17 protein-coding genes are annotated in these 19,496 nt (G+C 65.5%); 8 read left to right on the top strand and 9 right to left on the bottom strand.

Annotated elements, in window-relative coordinates:
- The first annotated feature begins 77 nt into the window (after positions 1 to 77).
- The 4 genes from IB274_RS01570 (at position 78) to IB274_RS01555 (ending at position 3,842) form a co-directional block, all read left to right on the top strand.
- The gene (locus IB274_RS01570) at positions 78 to 923 is read left to right on the top strand and encodes an AAA family ATPase (protein WP_015476360.1); all 846 of its coding nucleotides are present in this window, start codon (positions 78 to 80) and stop codon (positions 921 to 923) included.
- A 134-nt stretch (positions 924 to 1,057) separates the two neighbouring features.
- A complete protein-coding gene (locus IB274_RS01565) occupies positions 1,058 to 2,239 on the top strand; it encodes a vWA domain-containing protein (RefSeq protein ID WP_192430362.1) in 1,182 nt (393 codons plus the stop codon).
- Between the two features lie 223 nt (positions 2,240 to 2,462).
- Positions 2,463 to 3,482 carry an AraC family transcriptional regulator gene (locus IB274_RS01560; protein WP_192430361.1) on the top strand — a complete coding sequence of 340 codons (1,020 nt, stop codon included), beginning with the start codon at positions 2,463 to 2,465 and terminating at the stop codon, positions 3,480 to 3,482.
- A 147-nt stretch (positions 3,483 to 3,629) separates the two neighbouring features.
- Positions 3,630 to 3,842 (top strand): DUF3079 domain-containing protein, encoded by a 213-nt coding sequence (locus IB274_RS01555; RefSeq protein ID WP_192430360.1) that lies wholly within the window; start codon positions 3,630 to 3,632, stop codon positions 3,840 to 3,842.
- 78 nt (positions 3,843 to 3,920) lie between these two features.
- Here the strand turns inward: IB274_RS01555 and IB274_RS01550 are convergent, their stop codons facing one another.
- The 3 genes from IB274_RS01550 to IB274_RS01540 all read right to left on the bottom strand — a co-directional run bounded on the left by IB274_RS01550 (position 3,921) and on the right by IB274_RS01540 (position 8,286).
- Positions 3,921 to 4,490: a hypothetical protein gene (locus tag IB274_RS01550; RefSeq protein WP_192430359.1), complete on the bottom strand. Its 570-nt coding sequence runs from the start codon at positions 4,488 to 4,490 to the stop codon at positions 3,921 to 3,923.
- Between the two features lie 132 nt (positions 4,491 to 4,622).
- Positions 4,623 to 5,669, bottom strand: a complete 1,047-nt coding sequence (locus IB274_RS01545; RefSeq protein WP_192430358.1) for a class I SAM-dependent methyltransferase — start codon at positions 5,667 to 5,669, stop codon at positions 4,623 to 4,625.
- 199 nt (positions 5,670 to 5,868) lie between these two features.
- Entirely contained in the window at positions 5,869 to 8,286 is a 2,418-nt protein-coding gene (locus IB274_RS01540) for a DUF3772 domain-containing protein (protein ID WP_412548409.1), read from the bottom strand.
- Positions 8,287 to 8,580: 294 nt separating this feature from the next.
- Between IB274_RS01540 and IB274_RS01535 the strand changes: the two genes are divergently transcribed.
- The 4 genes from IB274_RS01535 to IB274_RS29795 all read left to right on the top strand — a co-directional run bounded on the left by IB274_RS01535 (position 8,581) and on the right by IB274_RS29795 (position 12,253).
- Positions 8,581 to 9,621 (top strand): histone deacetylase family protein, encoded by a 1,041-nt coding sequence (locus IB274_RS01535; RefSeq protein WP_192430356.1) that lies wholly within the window; start codon positions 8,581 to 8,583, stop codon positions 9,619 to 9,621.
- A gap of 101 nt (positions 9,622 to 9,722) precedes the next feature.
- Positions 9,723 to 10,820 (top strand): extracellular solute-binding protein, encoded by a 1,098-nt coding sequence (locus IB274_RS01530; RefSeq protein WP_192430355.1) that lies wholly within the window; start codon positions 9,723 to 9,725, stop codon positions 10,818 to 10,820.
- Between the two features lie 184 nt (positions 10,821 to 11,004).
- Complete coding sequence (locus IB274_RS01525) at positions 11,005 to 11,943, top strand: DMT family transporter (protein WP_192430354.1); 939 nt, start codon at positions 11,005 to 11,007, stop codon at positions 11,941 to 11,943.
- A 175-nt stretch (positions 11,944 to 12,118) separates the two neighbouring features.
- Positions 12,119 to 12,253, top strand: a complete 135-nt coding sequence (locus IB274_RS29795; protein ID WP_263866324.1) for a PA1414 family protein — start codon at positions 12,119 to 12,121, stop codon at positions 12,251 to 12,253.
- Positions 12,254 to 12,328: 75 nt separating this feature from the next.
- Here the strand turns inward: IB274_RS29795 and IB274_RS01520 are convergent, their stop codons facing one another.
- The 6 genes from IB274_RS01520 to speB form a co-directional block, all read right to left on the bottom strand.
- On the bottom strand, positions 12,329 to 13,054 hold the full coding sequence (locus IB274_RS01520) for an MBL fold metallo-hydrolase (protein ID WP_192430353.1): 726 nt from the start codon (positions 13,052 to 13,054) through the stop codon (positions 12,329 to 12,331).
- Between the two features lie 198 nt (positions 13,055 to 13,252).
- Positions 13,253 to 14,854, bottom strand: coding sequence for a 5-guanidino-2-oxopentanoate decarboxylase (locus tag IB274_RS01515; protein WP_192430352.1), 1,602 nt, complete (start codon positions 14,852 to 14,854; stop codon positions 13,253 to 13,255).
- A 90-nt stretch (positions 14,855 to 14,944) separates the two neighbouring features.
- Entirely contained in the window at positions 14,945 to 16,324 is a 1,380-nt protein-coding gene (locus IB274_RS01510) for a sodium:solute symporter (RefSeq protein WP_192430351.1), read from the bottom strand.
- 130 nt (positions 16,325 to 16,454) lie between these two features.
- Positions 16,455 to 17,969, bottom strand: a complete 1,515-nt coding sequence (locus tag IB274_RS01505; protein ID WP_192430350.1) for a purine-cytosine permease family protein — start codon at positions 17,967 to 17,969, stop codon at positions 16,455 to 16,457.
- A gap of 25 nt (positions 17,970 to 17,994) precedes the next feature.
- On the bottom strand, positions 17,995 to 18,405 hold the full coding sequence (locus IB274_RS01500) for a YybH family protein (protein WP_192430349.1): 411 nt from the start codon (positions 18,403 to 18,405) through the stop codon (positions 17,995 to 17,997).
- A gap of 16 nt (positions 18,406 to 18,421) precedes the next feature.
- The gene (speB, locus tag IB274_RS01495) at positions 18,422 to 19,381 is read right to left on the bottom strand and encodes an agmatinase (protein WP_015476374.1); all 960 of its coding nucleotides are present in this window, start codon (positions 19,379 to 19,381) and stop codon (positions 18,422 to 18,424) included.
- Positions 19,382 to 19,496 lie beyond the last annotated feature (115 nt).

Below are 19,496 nucleotides of genomic sequence, written 5' to 3'. Positions count from 1 at the left end.
CGCGTTATAGTCGCAGTCTCCCAAACGCACATTTCCGCCCGGGTCTTCCCCGGCCGCTACCGTTCGAGGATTCACCGATGAAGTTCGAAGGCACCCAGTCCTACGTCGCCACCGACGACCTCAAGCTGGCGGTCAACGCCGCCATCACCCTGCAGCGCCCGCTGCTGGTGAAAGGCGAGCCGGGCACCGGCAAGACCATGCTCGCCGAGCAGTTGGCGGAGTCCTTCGGCGCCAAGCTGATCACCTGGCACATCAAGTCCACCACCAAGGCCCACCAGGGCCTCTACGAGTATGACGCGGTCAGCCGCCTGCGCGACTCGCAGTTGGGCGTGGACAAGGTCCACGACGTGCGCAACTACATCAAGAAGGGCAAGCTCTGGGAGGCCTTCGAGGCCGAGGAGCGCGTGATCCTGCTGATCGACGAGATCGACAAGGCCGACATCGAGTTCCCCAACGACCTGTTGCAGGAACTCGACAAGATGGAGTTCTTCGTTTACGAGACCAATGAGACCATCAAGGCCAAACAGCGCCCGATCATCATCATCACCTCCAACAACGAGAAGGAACTGCCGGACGCCTTCCTGCGCCGCTGCTTCTTCCACTACATCGCCTTCCCCGACCGCGAGACCCTGCAGAAGATCGTCGACGTGCACTACCCGAAGATCAGCGGCACGCTGGTCAGCGAAGCGCTGGACATCTTCTTCGACGTGCGCAAGGTACCGGGCCTGAAGAAGAAACCCTCCACTTCCGAGCTGGTGGACTGGCTGAAGCTGCTGATGGCCGACAACATTGGCGAAGCGGTGCTGCGCGAGCGCGATCCGACCAAGGCCATCCCGCCGCTGGCTGGCGCGCTGGTGAAGAACGAGCAGGACGTGCAGCTGTTGGAACGCCTGGCGTTCATGAGCCGTCGCGCCAGTCGCTGATGTTCTGGCTTTTCCCCCTCTCCCTCTGGGAGAGGGCAGGGGTGAGGGCATGGCCACCGCGCCGTGTTTCCCCCTCACCCTGACCCTCTCCCAATGGGGGAGGGGACTGTCCGATTTTCTGTGAGGGCATATCCATGCTGCTCAACCTGTTCAACGAAATGCGCGCGGCCAAGGTGCCGGTGTCGGTGCGCGAGCTGCTCGACCTGATCGATGCGCTCAAGCACCGCGTCGTGTTCGCCGACATGGACGAGTTCTACTACCTCGCCCGCACCATCATGGTGAAGGACGAGCGCCACTTCGATAAGTTCGACCGGGCCTTCGGCGCCTACTTCAAGGGCCTGGAAAAGCTCGACGACCATCTCAAGGCGCTGATCCCCGAAGAGTGGCTGCGCAAGGAATTCGAGCGCCTGCTGACCGACGAGGAGCGCGCGCAGATCCAGTCCCTCGGCGGCCTGGACAAGCTCATCGAGGAGTTCAAGAAACGCCTGGAAGAGCAGAAGGAACGCCACGCCGGCGGCAACAAGTGGATCGGCACCGGCGGCACCAGCCCGTTCGGCTCCGGCGGCTTCAACCCCGAGGGCATCCGCGTCGGCGACGCCGGCAAGCGCCAGGGCAAGGCCGCCAAGGTCTGGGACCAGCGCGAGTACAAGAACCTCGACGATCAGGTCGAGCTCGGCACGCGCAACATCAAGATCGCCCTGCGCCGCCTGCGCAAGTTCGCCCGCGAGGGCGCGGCGGAAGAGCTGGACATCGACGGCACCATCGACCACACCGCCAAGGATGCCGGCCTGCTCAACATCCAGATGCGCCCTGAGCGCCGCAACACCGTGAAGCTCCTGCTGCTGCTGGACATCGGCGGCTCCATGGACGCCCACGTGAAGGTCTGCGAAGAGCTGTTCTCGGCCTGCAAGACCGAGTTCAAGCACCTGGAGTATTTCTACTTCCACAACTTCATCTACGAATCGGTGTGGAAGAACAACCTGCGCCGTGGCAACGAGCGCACCGCCACCTTCGACCTGCTGCACAAGTACGGGCCGGACTACAAGGTGGTGTTCGTCGGCGACGCCGCCATGGCGCCCTACGAGATCACCCAGGCCGGCGGCAGCGTCGAACACTGGAACGAGGAGGCCGGCTACGTCTGGATGCAGCGCTTCATGGAGAAGTACAAGAAGCTCATCTGGATCAACCCGTACCCGAAGGACACCTGGAACTACACCGCCTCCACGGGCCTCGTGCGCGAGCTGGTGAAGGAGCAGATGTTCCCGCTGACCCTGAGCGGCCTGGAAGAGGGCATGCGCTTCCTCTCGCGTGGTTGAGCTACACAGGGTCGAGCGCCAGGACGGTGCATCCGCACCGTCCTGGCGTCCGCAAAGGTAACCCTGCAGCCGGCGGAAAATTTCCCGTCCGGGCTCGCAAGCCCCGCCCCGTGGGGATCGATACGGCCACGCCAGGTGGCCGGCACGCATCTTGCCTCCCCCAGACCTGCGCCAGCCGCGGTAACATCCGCTGGCGCGCCGTAGCGTCTACGATGGGCATCGAATGAATCCTCTGACCTTCTCCCGCTCCACCTGGCTCAACTCCCTGCACATGACCTCGCTGACCGTCGCGCTGATGGAGTCCGAGGGGCACAGCCGCGAGTCCATCCTCGAGGGCAGCGGCATCACCGGCGACGATCTGCTCGACCTGCGCCGGCTGGTCAGCCCCTGGCAGGAGCAGCAGGTCTTCGGCAATGTGCAGAACCTCGCTGGCGAACCGGCACTTGGCCTGCGCCTGGGTGTGCGCACGCGGATCACCGCCTACGGCCTTCTGGGTTATGCGCTGATCTCCGCGCCGACCCTGGGCGAAGCGCTGCGCATCGGGCTGAGTTACCCGGTGTTGCTGGGTACGTACTTCCACCTCGCGCTGGAAGTGGAAGGCGACATGGCCTGGCTGGTCGCCACCGGCTACGGCGAAGAGGAGGAGATGCGCCCGTTCAACACCGAGCTGTGCCTGGGCTCGCTGAAGGTGGCTTGCGCCGACCTGCTCGGCCAGCCGCTGCCGCTGGTGCGCGCCGAATTCGACTACGCCGGCCCGGCCGACCGCCGCGCAGCCTATGCCACGCTGTTCGGCTGCCAGCTGGAGTTCGATTGCGCGCGCAGCGCCATCGGCTTCCCCGCTAGCTGGCTGGACATGCGCTTGCCGCTGGCCGACGCGGTGACTCACCGCGAGATGCTCGAACAATGCCGCCGCCAGAACATCGACCTGGCGGCGCGCCGTGCCTGGCTGGACAAGGTGCGTGCGATCCTCGGCGAGCGCCTGCAGGAGCCGCCGGGCCTGGAGGAACTGGCACGGCGCCTGAACTGTTCCTCGCGCAGCCTGCGCCGCCACCTGCAACAACAGCAGACCAGCTACCAGCAACTGCTCGACGAGCTGCGCTTCGCCCGCGCCAAGGAACTGCTGCAGGACGGCGACATGCCGATCTACCGCATCGCCGAGGAACTGGGCTTCAGCGAGACCGCCAGCCTGCGCCACGCCTTCCAGCGCTGGAGCGGCCAGCCGCCGAGCCACTTCCGTGCATAGAGAGCCGTGCATAAAGAGCCGAGCATAAATATTCGCGCACCAAGCACCGCGCAGGAATTGCGCGCGGAATTGTCGCGGATCAAGGCTCAGGTCGGTCTGACAGGCATAGCCTTCAGGAGTCCCACAAGGAAGCCCGAGGGCCTGACCATGGCCAAGAAATTTCCCCTCAATCCGCCGCACCCGGAGCGCATCTGCTGGGGCTGCGACCGATATTGCCCGGCAACCAACCTGGCCTGCGGCAATGGCGCGGACCGCACCATGCACCCGGCCGAAATGCTCGGCGATGACTGGTACCAGTTTGGTGACTGGGGCATCGAAGTGCCGGAGAAGATTTCCGTGCAGCTGGAGTCTTCCAGCTAAGCCGCACCCGCGCCGTTGCGGCGCCGGTCAGTTGTGAAAAGCGCGCACTCCCTCCCCGGAGTGCGCGCTTTTTCGTCATCAGCCCTTGGCGGGAGTGATGCCGTAGATCTTCTGGAAGCGGGCGATCAGCCCGACCGGCTTCTTCTCTTCCTTCTGCATCAGGTACACCACGCGCTCGCCATTGGGGCCGCTGGCGATTTCGGTGTGGCGGAAGATCGGTTCGCCCAGGCCGTTCATGTCGATCATGTCGCCGTAGCGCTGGGCCACGTAGATCACGCCTTCCTGGCGGATTTCGCCGTAGAAGCCGGCCGCCGGCGGCAGGCTCTGCTTGTAGAACTGGTAGGAGGCGATCTTCTTCGCGTCCTTGTCCTTGTCTTCGGCACGCACGACCAGCACGACGTTCTGGCCGAACTTGTCCTTCTCGCCGACTTCCTTGGTGTAGGTGGTCTTGCCGGTCACGATGTAGTCCCGGTAAACGGTGGCGTCATCGAACAGGTAGAGGGTCTCGTCGGTGCGGACCAGGTACCAGTCGTCGTTGTTGGGGGTGGCTTCCTTGCTGGCGACCGGAGCCTGAGCGGCGCAGCCGGCGAGGGCGGCGACGAGCACAGCGAGAGATGCAGCTTTGTTGGCAGTCTTTTTATTGAACATCTTGGGGGCTTCCCTGGGTTGAAAGCCTGCGAGTTTCAACGGGCCACATAACGAATTGATGACGTCCAAATGACGAATTGCTTCCGTGGTACAGCGCCCGTATTCCGGGCGCTGTAGCTGATCGGGGAGGCGTTACGGGCGGGCTTCGAGGATCAGGTTGAACGGCGTTTGCGCCGCGCGGCGGAAGCGGCTGAAGCCGGCCTCTTCGAATACCTTGCGCAGCCGCGCTTCGCCGGCTTGTGCACCCAGCCCCAGCCCGACTTCCTGGGACAGCGAATTGGGCGTGCAGATGAAGGTCGAGGCGGCATAGAACAGCCGGCCGACCGGGTTCTGGTTGTCGTCCAGGTGGTCATTGGCGAAGGGTTCCACCAACAGCACCGTGCCGTCCGCCTTCAGTGCCTGGCGAGCGTGTTGCGCGGCGCCCACCGGGTCGCCCATGTCGTGCAGGCAGTCGAAGAAGCAGATCAGGTCGTAGTCGTTGCCCGGGTAGTCCTTGGCGCTGGCGCGCTGGAAGCTGGCGCGCGCGGCGACGTCGGCCTGGTCGGCGCGCTGGTTGGCCACCTCGATGGACGGCTGGTGGTAGTCGAAGCCGACGAAGTTCGAGGCCGGGAAGGACTGCGCCATGACGATGGTGGAGGCACCGTGGCCGCAACCGACATCGGCGACCCGCGCGCCGCGTTCGAGCTTGCCGACCACTTCGTCCAGGGCCGGCAGCCACTCGGCCACCAGGTGCGCGCGGTAGCCGGGGCGGAAGAACTTCTCGGTGCCGGAGAACATGCACGGGTGGTGATCGCCCCAGGCCAGGGCGCCGTCGCCTCGCATGGCGGCGACCAGCTTGTCTTTGTCGTGGTAGAGCGCGGCGACCACCGACGCGCCGCCGGCGACGTACACCGGCGAGTCCTCGATGGCCAGCGCCATGGCCTGTTCCTCGGGCAGGCGGAAGTTGCCGTCCTGGTGCTCCATGTAGCCGGAGGCTGCGTGGGCGCTGAGCCATTCGCGCAGCAGGCGGGCATTGCAGCCGCTGCGTTCGGCCAGTTGCGCCGGGCTTAGCCACTGGCCGTCGGCCATGGCTTTGTAGAGGCCCAGTTCTTCGCCCAGGATGATGTTGGCGAGCATCGCCGCGCCACCCATGTCGGTGACCAGCTTGCCCATGAATTCGTTGAGTCTGGCTTCGTCCATCGCGCGATCTCCCGTGCGCCGCAGCGGGGAGGCCCGGCGGCAACCGAGGAAGGAAGGCGGCAGGCGGCGGTGCCGCGTGCCGCGACGGGCGCCGGCCAACGGCGGGCACGGGACGCTGCGGGCGCAACGCCAACTCCCGCGCGGGACTGTTGCGCGAAGGCCGGTGAGGCGGCTGCCCCGCCGGCGTAACCTCTTCATTCTACGGCGACGGATTCGGCCCGGTGTCATCGCCGACTTGCGGTGCTGCCGCTTCGTCGGCGGGCTCTGCGCGGGCCGTTTGCGGCCGCTGCAGGATCAGGTTCTGCGGCGTGCTCAGGCTGATGCCGGCCTCGCGCAGGCCGCTGAAGATGGTGAACAGCAGGTCGCTCTTGGTCGAGTACACCGCGCGCGGGCTGCTGACGTTACCCGAGGCGGCCAGGGTCAGGCCGGTGGCGCCCAGGTCCTTGAAAGTCACCGAAGGGGCCGGCGTCTCGACGATGTTCTCGTGTTCGCTGTAGGCCTTGAGCATCAGTTCGCGGACCTTCTGCACGTCGGTGTCCAGCGGCAGGGTGAGGTTGATGCCGACCACGCCCAGCGCGCTGCCCATGGTCACGTTGCGCACGTTCTGCGAGATGAACTGGGAGTTGGGCACGATGACCGTGGACTGGTCGGACATCTGGATTTCCGTGGCGCGCACGTTGATCCGCCGGATATCACCCTCCACGCCGCCGGTCAGGCTGACCCAGTCGCCCACCTTCACCGGGCGCTCGGTGAGCAGGATCAGGCCGGAGATGAAGTTCTGCACGATGGCCTGAAGGCCGAAACCGATACCCACCGACAGGGCGCTGACCACCCAGGTCAGGCTGGTGAGGTTGATACGCAGCGCCGAGAGTACCAGCAGCACCAGGATGACCATGCCGATATAGCCCACCAGGGTCACCAGCGAGGCGCGCATGCCAGCGTCCATGCGGGTTTCCGGCAGCAGCTCGTCGGCCAGCCAGCGCTTGAGCAGGCGCAGTCCGAAGAGGCCGGCGGCCAGGGTGCCGAGGGCCAGCAGGATGTCCTGCGGGACGATGTTCAGGCGTCCCAGCGACTGGCCGCTTTCAACCAGCTGCACCAGTCCCTGGAGCAGCTCGCCGGGGCTGGTGCCGGAGGTGGAGAAGGCGATCAGAAGCGTGGACAGCACCAGCAGCGTGCGCCCGGCGCCGGTCAGCAGGGTGACGAACTGCGCCTGGTGGCGCGGATCGACGCCGAGGTTCTCCGCCAGTCGCTCGCCGATCGGCTGGCGCGGCGACAGCAGTACCTCGCAAAGGTCGACGAACAGGCTCGTCAGCAGGTAGCCGGTGGCGCATACCACGCTGGCCCAAAGCAGCTTGCCGGCGAAGAAGTAGGCCAGTGACAGGTAGCCGGTGACCAGCGCGAGCACGATCAGCAGCACAGTCAGCAGCATCGCGAACACCAGGATGCTGGCCAGCGGTGAGGTTTTGTGGCCTTCGGCTTCGCGACGAGCGACGCGATAGCGATACAGCGCGATGCCAAACAGCACGGCGGTCGCCAGGGCGGTGAGGCCGTTGACGGCCACGGTCAGGGCGAGGCTGGCGCCGCTGGCGCTGTTGATGCGGTCCAGCGTGCCCAGCGCCAGCAGCAGCCAGGCCATCAGCCAAGGGAAGGGGGAGAGGGCGGTGGCTACCGGGTCGGGCAGGTCGGGCAGTCGCCAGGACGGCCGCTGCACGGCCAGCAACGCACGGCCCAGGCCGGCGGTGAAGGTGCAGAAGATCACCAGCGAGAGCAACTGGTCGCCCAGGTTGTCCATGTTGCCGCTGAGCTGGTGGTGCCAATTCATGCCCTCGTGGATCACCGCGGCACCGCCGCCGAGGGTCAGGATGGTGGCCAGGCCGACCGCCACCGCCAGGGCGCTGCGGCGCAGGCGACCGACCGGAATCCAGCGGATCATCGCCTTGGTCAGCAGTTGTTCCAGCAGGCGCCGCCCGGGAATCCACAGCAGCACGGCAACGATCAAGCTGGCGATGAAGGGCGGTCGGTGCTCGGGCTGCCAGATCGTGGCGAAGGCATCGCCAATCTGCGCGCGCATGGATTGCAGGCGCGTCAGGTCATCGTCGGTGGGGCGGATCAGGTTCGACCAGAAACTGGGGCTCAGCGGCGGCGGGTAGCGCGTGGCGATCTGCGAGTTGAACTGGCTGCGGCGCAGGTTGACGATCTGCACGGCGAGGTCCTGGGCGTTCTTGTCCAGCTGGTTGGCGCGTTCCAGCTGCTTCTGCAGGTCTTTCTGGGCATCCGTCAGGTCGTTGCGCTGCCGGGTCAGGCTTTCGGCCTCGTTGGGCGTGACCGGGCCGAGCACCTTGAGCTGGTCCTCGGTGCGCGACAGCGCCGTGCCGATGTCGGTGGCGTTCTGTTCCGCCCGCGCCTGAACGGCCAGCGCGGACTGCCGCAGGTTCGACAGCAGGCCATCGTCGCTGTCGGCGGAGACGCGCTGGCGGATCAGCTCAAGACGGGCGCTCAGTTGCTCGACGCCAGCATCCTCGGGCAGCTCCGGCAGCTGGATGGAATCGCCGGCCTGGACATCGGTCGGCTCGTCCGCCAGCACGGCGCCAACGCCCGCCAGCGACAGGGTCAGCATCAGCAGCGCACGGCTGCAGGCGCGTACGAAGGTTTCCCGCATCTTCCCCCATCCTGTGGTCACAACCCTTGATGATGTTCGACCGGTCCACGGCCGGGACAATTCCCTGAGCATAGCGCCGCTGCGGTGGGTCTTTGCCGGGCGAAAGCGGATAATCAGCGCATGCAGATGGTTAAGGGTCAGAAATTCTGGCCACATCAATCCCCTTTTGGCCGCTTCCGCTGTTCTGTGCGAGGCGGTCGCTGGGCAGAATTCCCGTCACCGGACAACAAGAATCCTTCAGAGGGTACTCCCATGCTTACCGTGTACAGCGATGATCACCGCCTGCATTTCGGCCAGTCCGAACTGGTCGACGGCAAACTCCAGCCCTGCTTCGAGATGCCCAGCCGCGCGGACACCGTGCTGGCCCGCGTGAAGTCGCAGAACCTGGGCGAAATCATTGAGCCCAAGGACTTTGGCATGGAGCCGATCCTGCGCGCGCACAACACCCGCTACGTCGAATTCCTCAAGGGCGCCTGGGCCCGCTGGGCGGCCGAAGGTCACACCGGCGACCTGGTCTCCACCACCTTCCCGGGGCGCCGCCTGCTGCGTGACGGCCCCATCCCGACCGCGCTGATGGGTGAAGTGGGCCACTACAGCTTCGACACCGAGGCGCCGATCACCGCCGGCACCTGGCAAGCCGTGTATAGCTCGGCCCAGGTCGCGCTGACCGCCCAGGACCACATGCGCCAGGGCGCCAGCACCGCCTTCGCCCTGTGCCGTCCGCCGGGCCACCATGCCGGCAGCGACTTCATGGGCGGCTACTGCTTCCTGAACAACGCCGCCATCGTCAGCCAGGCCTTCCTCGACCAGGGCGCCAAGCGCGTGGCCATCCTCGATGTGGACTACCACCACGGCAACGGCACCCAGGACATCTTCTACCGCCGCAACGATGTGCTGTTCGCTTCGATCCATGGCGACCCGCTGGTGGAGTACCCGTACTTCCTTGGTCACGCCAACGAGCACGGCGAAGGCGCCGGCGAGGGCTACAACCACAACTACCCGCTGCCCCATGGCACCGGCTGGGACGGCTGGTTCGCCGCGCTGGACGACGCTTGCCGGAAGATCGCGGACTACGCGCCGGACGCGGTGGTTGTATCGCTGGGCGTGGATACGTATAAGGACGACCCGATTTCGCAGTTCAAGCTGGACAGCCCGGACTACCTGAAGATGGGCGAGCGCATCGCCGCACTGGGTATCCCGACCCTGTTCATCATGGAAGGCGGTTACGCGGTGGAGGCCATCGGCGTCAACGCGGTGAACGTGCTGCAGGGCTACGAAGGCGCTGCACGCTGATAAGACGAATCGGGCGGATGAGAATCCGCCCGATTGCATTTCATTGCTCGCAACCCGTTTTTTAGTGGTCACAGTGCGAGCGCATCCAGCTGGGGAAGGACATGAACAAGAACACCGCGCTGCGCGGCCTGCTCGCCGCCGCCACCCTCGTCACGGCCAGCGCCGCCAGCGCTGCACCGGAAGTGCGCATCTACAACTGGTTCGACTACATCGGCCCGGACACCCTCAAGGGTTTCCAGGGCGAGACCGGCATCAAGCCGCAATACGACGTCTACGACAGCAACGAAGTGCTGGAAGCCAAGCTGCTTTCCGGGCACTCGGGCTATGACGTGGTCGTGCCCAGCGACAGCTTCCTCCCCAACTACCTCAAGGCCGGCGTGTTCCAGCCGCTGGACAAGAGCAAGCTGCCGAACTGGAAGAATCTCAATCCCGCACTGCTCAAGGTGCTGGAGAGCAAGGACCCGGGCAACCAGTACGTGATGCCCTACATGTGGGGCACCAACGGCATCGCCTACAACGTCGACAAGGTCAAGGCGGTGCTCGGCGACAACGCGCCGGTGGACTCCTGGGACCTGGTGTTCAAGCCGGAAAATCTCGCCAAGCTCAAATCCTGTGGCGTGGCCTTCCTCGACTCGCCCACCGAGGTGATCCCGCAGGTCCTGCATTACCTGGGCCTGTCGCCCAACAGCCACAATCCGGACGACTACAAGAAGGCCGAGGAACTGCTGGCAAAGCTGCGCCCGAACATCACCTACTTCAGCTCCTCGAAGTTCGTTACCGATCTGGCCAACGGCGACGTCTGCGTGGCCCTGGCGTGGTCCGGTGGGGCGATGCAGGCGGCCAACCGCGCCAAGGAAGCGGGCAACGGCATCCACATCGAGTACCGCATTCCCAAGGAAGGCGCCGCCGCCTGGTTCGACGTGCTGGCGATTCCGAAGGACTCGAAGAACGTCGAGCAGGCCCACGCCTTTCTCAACTACCTGCTGCGCCCGGAAGTGGTCGCGCCGATCTCCGACTACGTCGCCTACGCCAACCCCAACCAGGCGGCGGACGGGTTGATCTCCAAGGAGCTGCACGACAATCCCAACGTCTATCCGCCGGCGGATGTGCAGGCCAAGCTGTTCTCGGTGGAAATGCTGCCGCCCAAGCTTGAGCGCATCCGTACCCGCACCTGGACCCAGGTGAAATCCGGGAAATAATGTCGCCCGCGGCGCTCTGAACGGCGGATTTCCGTTGGCGGGCAGCTGTCGCGAACTGGCATGATCGGCGGACTTTCCTCGAGGAAGTCCGCCGATTCTCATTTGGGCTTCCCGCTTTTGTTGAACTGCCGAGCCTTGCCATGACCTGCCCGAACGTTGCACACGCCTTCGCAAGGAGGCGTTCATGAACACGCCCGCCAACATAGTCGAGCGCAAGGGCGCCGACGCCTTCGCCATCCAGGTCATGACCGGCCTCTGCGTGATCTGGGGCATCCAGGCGGTGATGGTGAAACTGGCCGCGCCGGATATCGCGCCGATCATGCAGGCCTTCGGGCGCAACCTGGTGGCCGCGGTGGCGGTGGGCCTGATCATGTGCTGGCGCGGCGGCTGGGAAGGCTTCCTGCGCCAGGGCACGCTCAAGGGCGGGCTGCTGGCCGGCGTGCTGTTCGCCGCCGAGTTCTTCTTCATCGCCCAGGGGTTGGTCTATACGTCGGCCTCGCATATGGCGGTGTTCATCTACACGGCGCCGATCTTCTCGGCGCTGGCGCTGCATTTCCTGCTGCCCAGCGAACGCCTGCGTCCGCTGCAGTGGCTGGGGATCGGCGTGTGCTTTGGTGGCATCGCGATGTGTTTCGGCGGTGGCTTCGACTTCGCCAGCATGGACAGCCGCATGCTGCTGGGCGATGCCTTCGGCGTGCTCGCCGGCTTCGCCTGGGGCATGACCACGGTAGCGGTTCGCACTACGCGGCTGTCCGAGGCCAAGCCGATCCTCACGCTGTTCTACCAGCTGCTGATCGCCGCACTGCTGCTGCCCTTCGCCGCGCTGGCGCTGGGCAAGACCCATGACGTCAGCTTCACCGCCATCGGCGTGGGCAGCGTGCTGTTCCAGGGGCTGGTGGTGTCGTTCTTCAGCTACTTCACCTGGTTCTGGCTGCTGCGCCGCTACCTGGCGTCGAACCTGGCGGTGTTTTCCTTCATGACGCCGATGTTCGGCATCGCTTTCGGCGTGCTGATTCTCGGCGAGCCGCTGACCCTGAATTTCGTCGCGGGCGCCGTGCTGGTGCTGGCGGGCATCACGCTGGTAAGCAGCGAGCAGTGGATCCGGCGGATGCTTCGCCGCTGATGGGGGAAATGTCGCGCTCTTGATTCAGGTCAGGCGCTGCGCCGAGGGAAGACGATAGGCTTTGTATCAAGGAGTGAGTGGCACGGGCGGAGAGTGGGACGCCGGGCTATTCTTCCTAGGGCGGCCCATGGTGGTAACGGGCCGCCCGACCTGAATTCGTACAAGGAGGCATTCCATGAAAGTCTGGCTGCAAAGCATTGCGTGGAAACTCGGTGTCACGCTCGGCCTGATCGAGCCTCCACGTCTGCAACCCATCCCCATCCGCAGCGACGAGCAACGTCGCCTGATGGAGCTGCGCCGGCGCTACTGATCGCGCCCCGCCCATCGCAAAAGGAAAACCCGCCAGCTGGCGGGTTTTTTGTTTTGGTTCTTCACGGATTGCCCGTTATTCGTGGGCCTTGAACCAGTCGTCGATCATCACCTTCAGCCGTTCCCCGGAGAAGCTGTCGAAGTGCCCGCCATGCACGGTACGCACCGGCAGCTCGCGCAGGCGCGCCAGGCTCGCGGCGTAGTCGTCGAGGTTGGAGTGGTAGGCATCCTCGATCAGCGGGCCGTCGTAGATGATGTCGCCGGAGAACAGCGTCTGCGTCTTCTCTTCCCACAGGCTGATGCCGCCCGGCGAATGGCCGGGAGTGTGCAGGACCTGGAGGGTGCGGTCGCCGAGCTCGAGCACGTCGCCTTCATCGATGGTTCGGGTCGCCGGCGCTGCCTTGACGCGGTATTCGGCATAGCACAGCGGGCAGTCCGGGTGCGCGTCGAACATCTCGTCGTCGACGAAGGCTGTAGCCAGGGTGCGCTCGCCGTCAGGGCTGGCGAGGATGTCGGCTTCGGCCGGGTGCACCAGGCGCTCGTCGAACTCGTGGTGGCCGGCGATGTGGTCGAAGTGCGTGTGGCTGGCCACCGCCAGCAGCGGACGGTCGGTGAGCCAGGGCAGTTGCTCGCGCAGGCTGACCAGGCCGGAGCCGCTGTCCACCAGCACGTCGCGCTCGCGGCCCTGGATGTGCCACATGTTGCAGCGGTAGAAGGGGCGGACGTAGGGCTCGTGGATCAGGCTGACGCCGTCGTAGCAGTGGCGGACCTCGAACCAGCGGTCACGGGTGACAATCTTCATGGATTCGCGCCTTGTCGTGCTGAGCGTAGGGCGTAAAACCGTTTGCAGTTGTACGCCGGTACACCGTGCCATTCGTTGGCGCCAGGGCCAAGCCCGGCGTGCTGGAGCTCTTCGTAGGAGCGAGCTTGCTCGCGAACACTTCCCGGGTTGGGCGGTTCGCGAGCAAGCTCGCTCCTGCAGGACTTCCCGGTGCGCTGATTACGGCGCGAACGGCGCCGCTTCCATCACTTCCACGATCAGCGGGCGATCGCTCGGCGCGGTGCGCAGCAGCTCCTGCAGGTGGTCGTGGTCGCGGGCGCGCTCGGCGGCACAGCCGAAGCCCCTGGCGATGGCGAGGAAGTCCGGGGTGTAGATGTCCACGCCCAGCGGGGTGATGTCGCGGCGTTCCATGTAGCGCTTGATCTCGCCGTAGCCGTGGTTGTTCCACAGCAGCACGACGATGCCCACCTTGGCTTCCACGGCGCTGGCCAGTTCGGTCATGGTGAACTGCAGGCCACCGTCGCCCATCAGGCTGATCACCGGGCGGCCCGGCTCACCGAGCTTGGCGCCAATGGCGGCCGGCAGGCCGTAGCCCAGGGTGCCGTAGCCAGTGGAGGCGTTGAACCAGCGACGACCGCCGTCCAGCTCCACCAGGTGGTTGCCGCTGTAGACGGTCTGGGTCGAGTCGCCGACGAAGCGGGCGTCGGGCAGCACTTCGAGGATCTTGTCGAACAGGGTGCGGTAGTGTGCCCAGCCGCTGAAGTCCTCGGCCAGTTGCGCACGCACCTTGGCCGCGCGCTGGGAGCCAGGGCTGGTAGCGTCGGCCTCGCGGGCCGGCAGCAGTTCCAGCAGGGCGCGCATGGCGGTGCGGGCGTCGGCCTGGATGGCGATGGTCGGCGCGAAGTTGCGCATCAGCTGCTGCGGATCGATATCGATGCGGATCAGCTCGCCGCCGATCTTGAAGTTGCCGTCGAACACCACGTCATAGTCGGTCTCACCCAGCTCGGTGCCGATGGCCAGCACCACGTCGGCTTCCAGCGCGAGTTCACGGACCGGGATCAGCGACTGGTTGCTGCCGATCAGCAGCGGGTGGTCCGGCTGCAGCAGGCCCTTGGCGTTGATGGTCTGTGCGGTCGGTGCGTCCAGCGCGATGGCCAGGGCGCGGGCTTCTGCCTGGGCGGCGACGCAGCCGCCACCGAGCAGCAGCAGCGGTTTCTGCGCCTTGGCCAGCTTGGCGGCGGCTTCATGCAGCGGCGAGCGGGCCGGGGCCGGGCGGGCCAGTTGGACGCGCGGCAGCACCTGCATGTGGTCGGCCGGGGCGGTGATGATGTCCAGCGGCAGCTCGATGTGCACCGGGCGCGGGCGCTCGCTGTCGAACACGGCGAAGGCGCGGGCCAGCACGGCCGGCAGTTCGTCGACGCTCATCAGGGTATGACTGAAGGCGCTGACGCCGGCAACCATGGCGCGCTGGTTCGGCAGCTCGTGCAGGTAGCCGTTGCCGTGGGCGAGGCGCGAGCGCTCGTTGACGCTCGAGATCACCAGCATGGGAATGGAGTCGGCGTAGGCCTGGCCCATGGCGGTGAGGATGTTGGTCATGCCCGGGCCGGTGATGATGAAGCAGGTGCCCGGCTTGCCGGTGACGCGCGCGTAGCCGTCGGCCATGAAGCCGGCGCCCTGTTCGTGGCGCGGGGTGATGTGGCGGATGCCGCTGTGGGGCAGGCCGCGGTACAGCTCGACGGTGTGTACGCCGGGGATGCCGAAGACGGTATCGACGCCCCAGGCTTCGAGTTGCTTGACGAGGAATTCGCCGCAGGTGGTCATGGCAGTTCCTTACTATTCGTGGGTGAGGTCATGATGCAAAAGGGCGCGGAGATCATCTCGCCGCGCCCTCTTGCCTAGCGCACGTTCTTATCAGGCCGCGTTGGCTACCGGCGCCGGGCGCGGCGACAGCAGGCTGACGACGATGAAGCTGACCAGGCCGATGGCCAGGCTGTAGTAGATCGGGGTGTTGGCGTCGAAGCCATCCTTGAGCATGAATACCAGTGCGGTGATGAAGCCCAGAGCCATGCTGGTGATGGCGCCGGCGGTGGTGGCGCGCTTCCAGTAGATGGCGCCGATCAGCGGGATCAGCATGCCGCCCACCAGCAGGTTGTACGCCAGGGTCAGGGCGCTGAGCACGTCGTTCACCACCAGGGCGATGGCCAGGACCACGACACCGGTGATCAGGGTGCAGAGGCGGTTCAGGCTCAGGCGGGTGGAGCGCTGGCCGGTGAAGATCGGCAGCAGGTCTTCGGTGATGGTGGTGGAGGCGGCGAGCAGGCCGGCGCTGGCGGTGGACATCATCGCGGCCAGGGCCGCAGCGATCACCAGGCCACGGATACCGTCCGGCAGGGCGGCGCTGACGATGGCGGCGAAGGCGTTGTTGACGTTGTCCAGGTCAGGCAGCAGGACCTTGGCGCACATGCCGATCAGCGCGCCGACCAGGCCGTAGATCACGCAGTACACACCCGCGGCGGTGCCGGCGTACTTGGTGACCTTCTCGTCGCGGGCGGTAAACACACGCTGCCAGATGTCCTGGCCGATCAGGATGCCGAAGAAGTAGATCAGGAAGTAGGTGATGATGGTGTCGTAGCCGATGGTGTGGAAGCTGAAGGCGGTCGCCGGCAGCTTCGCTACCAGTTCGTCCCAGCCGCCCACGCGGTACAGGCAGATCGGCAGCAGGATGAACATCAGGCCGACGGTCTTGATGATGAACTGCACGATGTCAGTCAGGGTCAGGGACCACATACCGCCAATGGTGGAGTAGATCACCACGACACCGCCGCCCAGCAGCACGGATACCCAGAACGGCAGGCCGAACAGGACCTGCATCACGGTGCCGATGGCCAGGGTGGAGACCACGCCGATCATCAGGGCGTAGGCGAACATGATCACCGCCGAAGCCTGGCGGGCCATTGGGTTGTAGCGGCGCTCCAGGACCTGGGTGACGGTGAAGATGCGCAGCTTGAGCAGCGGTTTGGCGAGGAACAGGTTCAGCGCGATGATGCCGGCGCCTAGTGCCGCGCACAGCCAGAAACCAGAGATGCCATGGACGTAGCCCAGGCGCACGGTACCCACGGTGGAGGCGCCGCCCAGGACGGTAGCCGCCATGGTGCCCATGTAGAACGACGGGCCGAGATTGCGGCCGGCGACGAGGTAGTCCTCGTGGGTCTTGGCGCGGCGCATGCCGTACCAGCCCAGCCATAACATGCCGGCGGCATATATCAGTACGACGATCAGATCTAACGCCATGGTTGGTTCCTCACACTTGCATTGTCATTGTTGCCGCGCGCTCGTGGCGTGCGGTAGGCCATCGGACCGGTGGCAACCGGTCCGATGGGGGCTTTGGGGTCAAACGCTTCGCCAGGCAGCGAAGCCTGGATCAGGCCGTCGGCTCGCTGATGCTGCGTACCGGACGGTCATGGCTGGCAACCCAGCGCGGGCCCTTGGGACCGTAGACGCCAGCGGGTTCGGGGAAGCTGCGCAGCAGGGCGATGTAGAGCAGGGCGGCCATGCCGAGGGTCACCGGCAGGCTGATGTCGATACCGCCGGCCAGATTGCCCAGCGGGCCGACGAACTGGCCCGGCAGGTTGACGAAGCACAGGCCCATGGCCGCGCTCGGGATCCACGCACCCATGCCGCGCCAGTTCCAGCCGTTGTGGAACCAGTAGGCGCCGCCTTCCTGGCCACGGGTGAACACCTGCAGGTCATCGGCGTGGTAGAAGCCGCGGCGGATGATCAGGCCGAGGATCATGATCACCATCCACGGGCTGGTGCAGGTGATGATCAGCACGGCGAAGGTGGACACGCTCTGCACCAGGTTCGCGGCGAAGCGACCGATGAAGATGAAGGCGATGGACAGCAGGCCGATCAGCAGGGTGGCCTGCACGCGGTTGAGCAGGCGCGGGAACACGCTGGACATGTCCAGGCCGGTGCCGTACAGCGAGGTGGTGCCGGTAGACATGCCGCCGATCACCGCGATCAGGCACACGGGCAGGAAGAACCAGCTCGGCGACACGGCCAGCAGGCCGCCGACGTAGTTGTTCTGCGCGATGTAGTCCGGGGCGTTGACCGCAACGATGGTGGCGGTGGCCAGGCCGAACAGGAACGGGATCAGGGTCGCCAGCTGGGCGAGGATCACCGCCAGCATGATGCGCTTCTGCGAGGTCTGGCGCGGGATGTAGCGCGCCCAGTCGCCGAGGAAGGCGCCGAAGGATACCGGGTTGCTCATGGCCAGCAGGGCGGCGCCGATGAAGGCGGCCCAGAAACCTTCGCTGCCCATCTGCACGGTGCCGGCGTAGCCAGCGTCGAAGGGACCGGCGAAGGCGAACAGGCCGAGCAGGAACAGCAGGCTGGCGGCCCACACGGCGATCTTGTTGACCATCAGCATGAAGCGGAAGCCGTAGATGCAGACGATCAGCACCAGCACGGCGAACAGGCCATAGGCCAGACCCAGGGTCAGGTCGGTTTCCGGCAGGTCGAACAGGCGCTTGGCGCCGCCGATCAGCGCATCGCCCGAGCTCCACACGGAGAGGGAGAAGAAGGCGACGGCAGTGAGCAGCGACAGGAACGAACCGACGATCCGCCCGTGTACGCCGAAGTGGGCGCCGGAGGAGACCGCGTTGTTGGTGCCGTTTAGCGGGCCGAACAGGCCCATGGGCGCGAGGATGATCGAACCGACCAGCACGCCGAGCACGATGGCCCAGACGCCAGCCTGGAACGACAGCCCGAACAGCACCGGGAAGCTGCCCAGCACGGCGGTGGCGAAGGTGTTGGCGCCACCGAAGATCATGCGGAACAGGTCGGTGGGCGTGGCGTTGCGTTCGTTGTCCGGGATCTGTTCGACCCCGAATGTCTCGATCGTTGTGATTGCGTGTGCTTTGTTGTTGTTATCCATGACTTCCTCCCGGGGAGCCCTGTCTTTATGGCGTCGGAGACGGTGACAGGTGCTCGTGTGTGGCCAGCCAGCGGCCCAGTTTCGGATCACGGCGGAAGACGATGGTCTCCCGTTCGTGGTTCAGGCTTTCCTCTCCCTGGATGCGCAGCCGCGTGGCGACGTCGTGGCAGAACACGGCCACGTCTTCGCCCTGCAGGCTCACAAAGGTGTTGCTCGAAAGGCAGTCAAGGACCTCGAAGCCATCGTCACGCAACCAGCCTTCCCACACCTCGCGGTAAGCCGCGCGCGACAGCAGCGGCTGCGGCCAGGTGTGGAAGATGAAGCTGGCGTCTTCGCTGAAGGCGGCGAAGTAGGCTTCGGTGTCGGTGCGCGCGAAGGCTGCCACGAGATCGCGGGCAGCCTCCAGCACCTGTGCTACGCAGGCGTCGTTATTCATGTAAGTGCTCGTGCGCTCAGCGGCGCTCTACGCCCGGGAGGATGCAGAGCATTTCGTACAGCAGGTTGGCGCCGAGCAACGAGGTGTTGCCGGTGGTGTCGTAGGGCGGGGAGACCTCGACCAGGTCGCAGCCAATGATGTCCAGGCCTTGGCAGCCACGGACGATCTCGATCGCCTGGATGGTGGTCAGGCCGCCGATTTCCGGGGTACCGGTACCGGGCGCCCAGGCCGGGTCGATGCCGTCGATGTCGAAGGACAGGTACACCGGGCCGCCGCCGACTTTCTCGCGGACTTCGGCCATCAGCGGTTCCAGCGACTTGTGCCAGCACTCTTCGGCCTGCACCACGCGGAAGCCCTGCTTGCGGCTCCAGTTGAAGTCTTCGGCGGTGTAGCCCTGCGCACGCAGCCCGATCTGCACCACGCGGTCGCAGTCCAGCAGGCCTTCTTCCACCGCGCGGCGGAAGGTGGTGCCGTGGGCGATCTTCTCGCCGAACATGTGGTCGTTCACATCGGCGTGGGCGTCGATGTGCACCAGGCCGACCTTGCCGTGCTTCTTGTGGATGGCACGCAGGATCGGCAGGGTGATGGTGTGGTCGCCGCCCAGGGTCAGCGGGAGGATGCCGTGGTCGAGGATCTTGTCGTAAGCCTCCTCGATGATGCGCACCGCTTCCATCAGGTTGAAGGTGTTGATCGCCACGTCACCGATGTCGGCGATGTTCAGCGAATCGAACGGCGCAGCGCCGGTGGCCATGTTGTACGGACGGATCATCACCGACTCGGCGCGGATTTCGCGCGGCCCGAAACGGGTGCCCGAGCGCAGGGAGGTGCCGATGTCCAGGGGCACGCCGACGAAGGCGGCGTCCAGCTCGTTGAGCTCTTCGGGGGACTGGATATGCGGCAGGCGCATCATGGTGGCGATGCCGCCGAAACGCGGCATTTCATTGCCGCCCAGGGGCTGGTGAAGTTTCTTGTCCATGGGAAGGGCCTCAGGCTGATCGCTGTCTTCGTGGAAACAGGCTTGTTGAATACTGAGACCGGATTCTCATCAGCCGGGGTAGTAGAAAAAATCGCTGGCTACAAATAATCACTTC

The sequence above is a fragment of the Pseudomonas sp. PDM18 genome (assembly GCF_014852585.1).
In the GTDB taxonomy this organism is placed as follows: domain Bacteria; phylum Pseudomonadota; class Gammaproteobacteria; order Pseudomonadales; family Pseudomonadaceae; genus Pseudomonas.
Note: the sequence above shows the minus strand (reverse complement) of the source record. Positions and strands in the feature narration are given on the sequence as shown.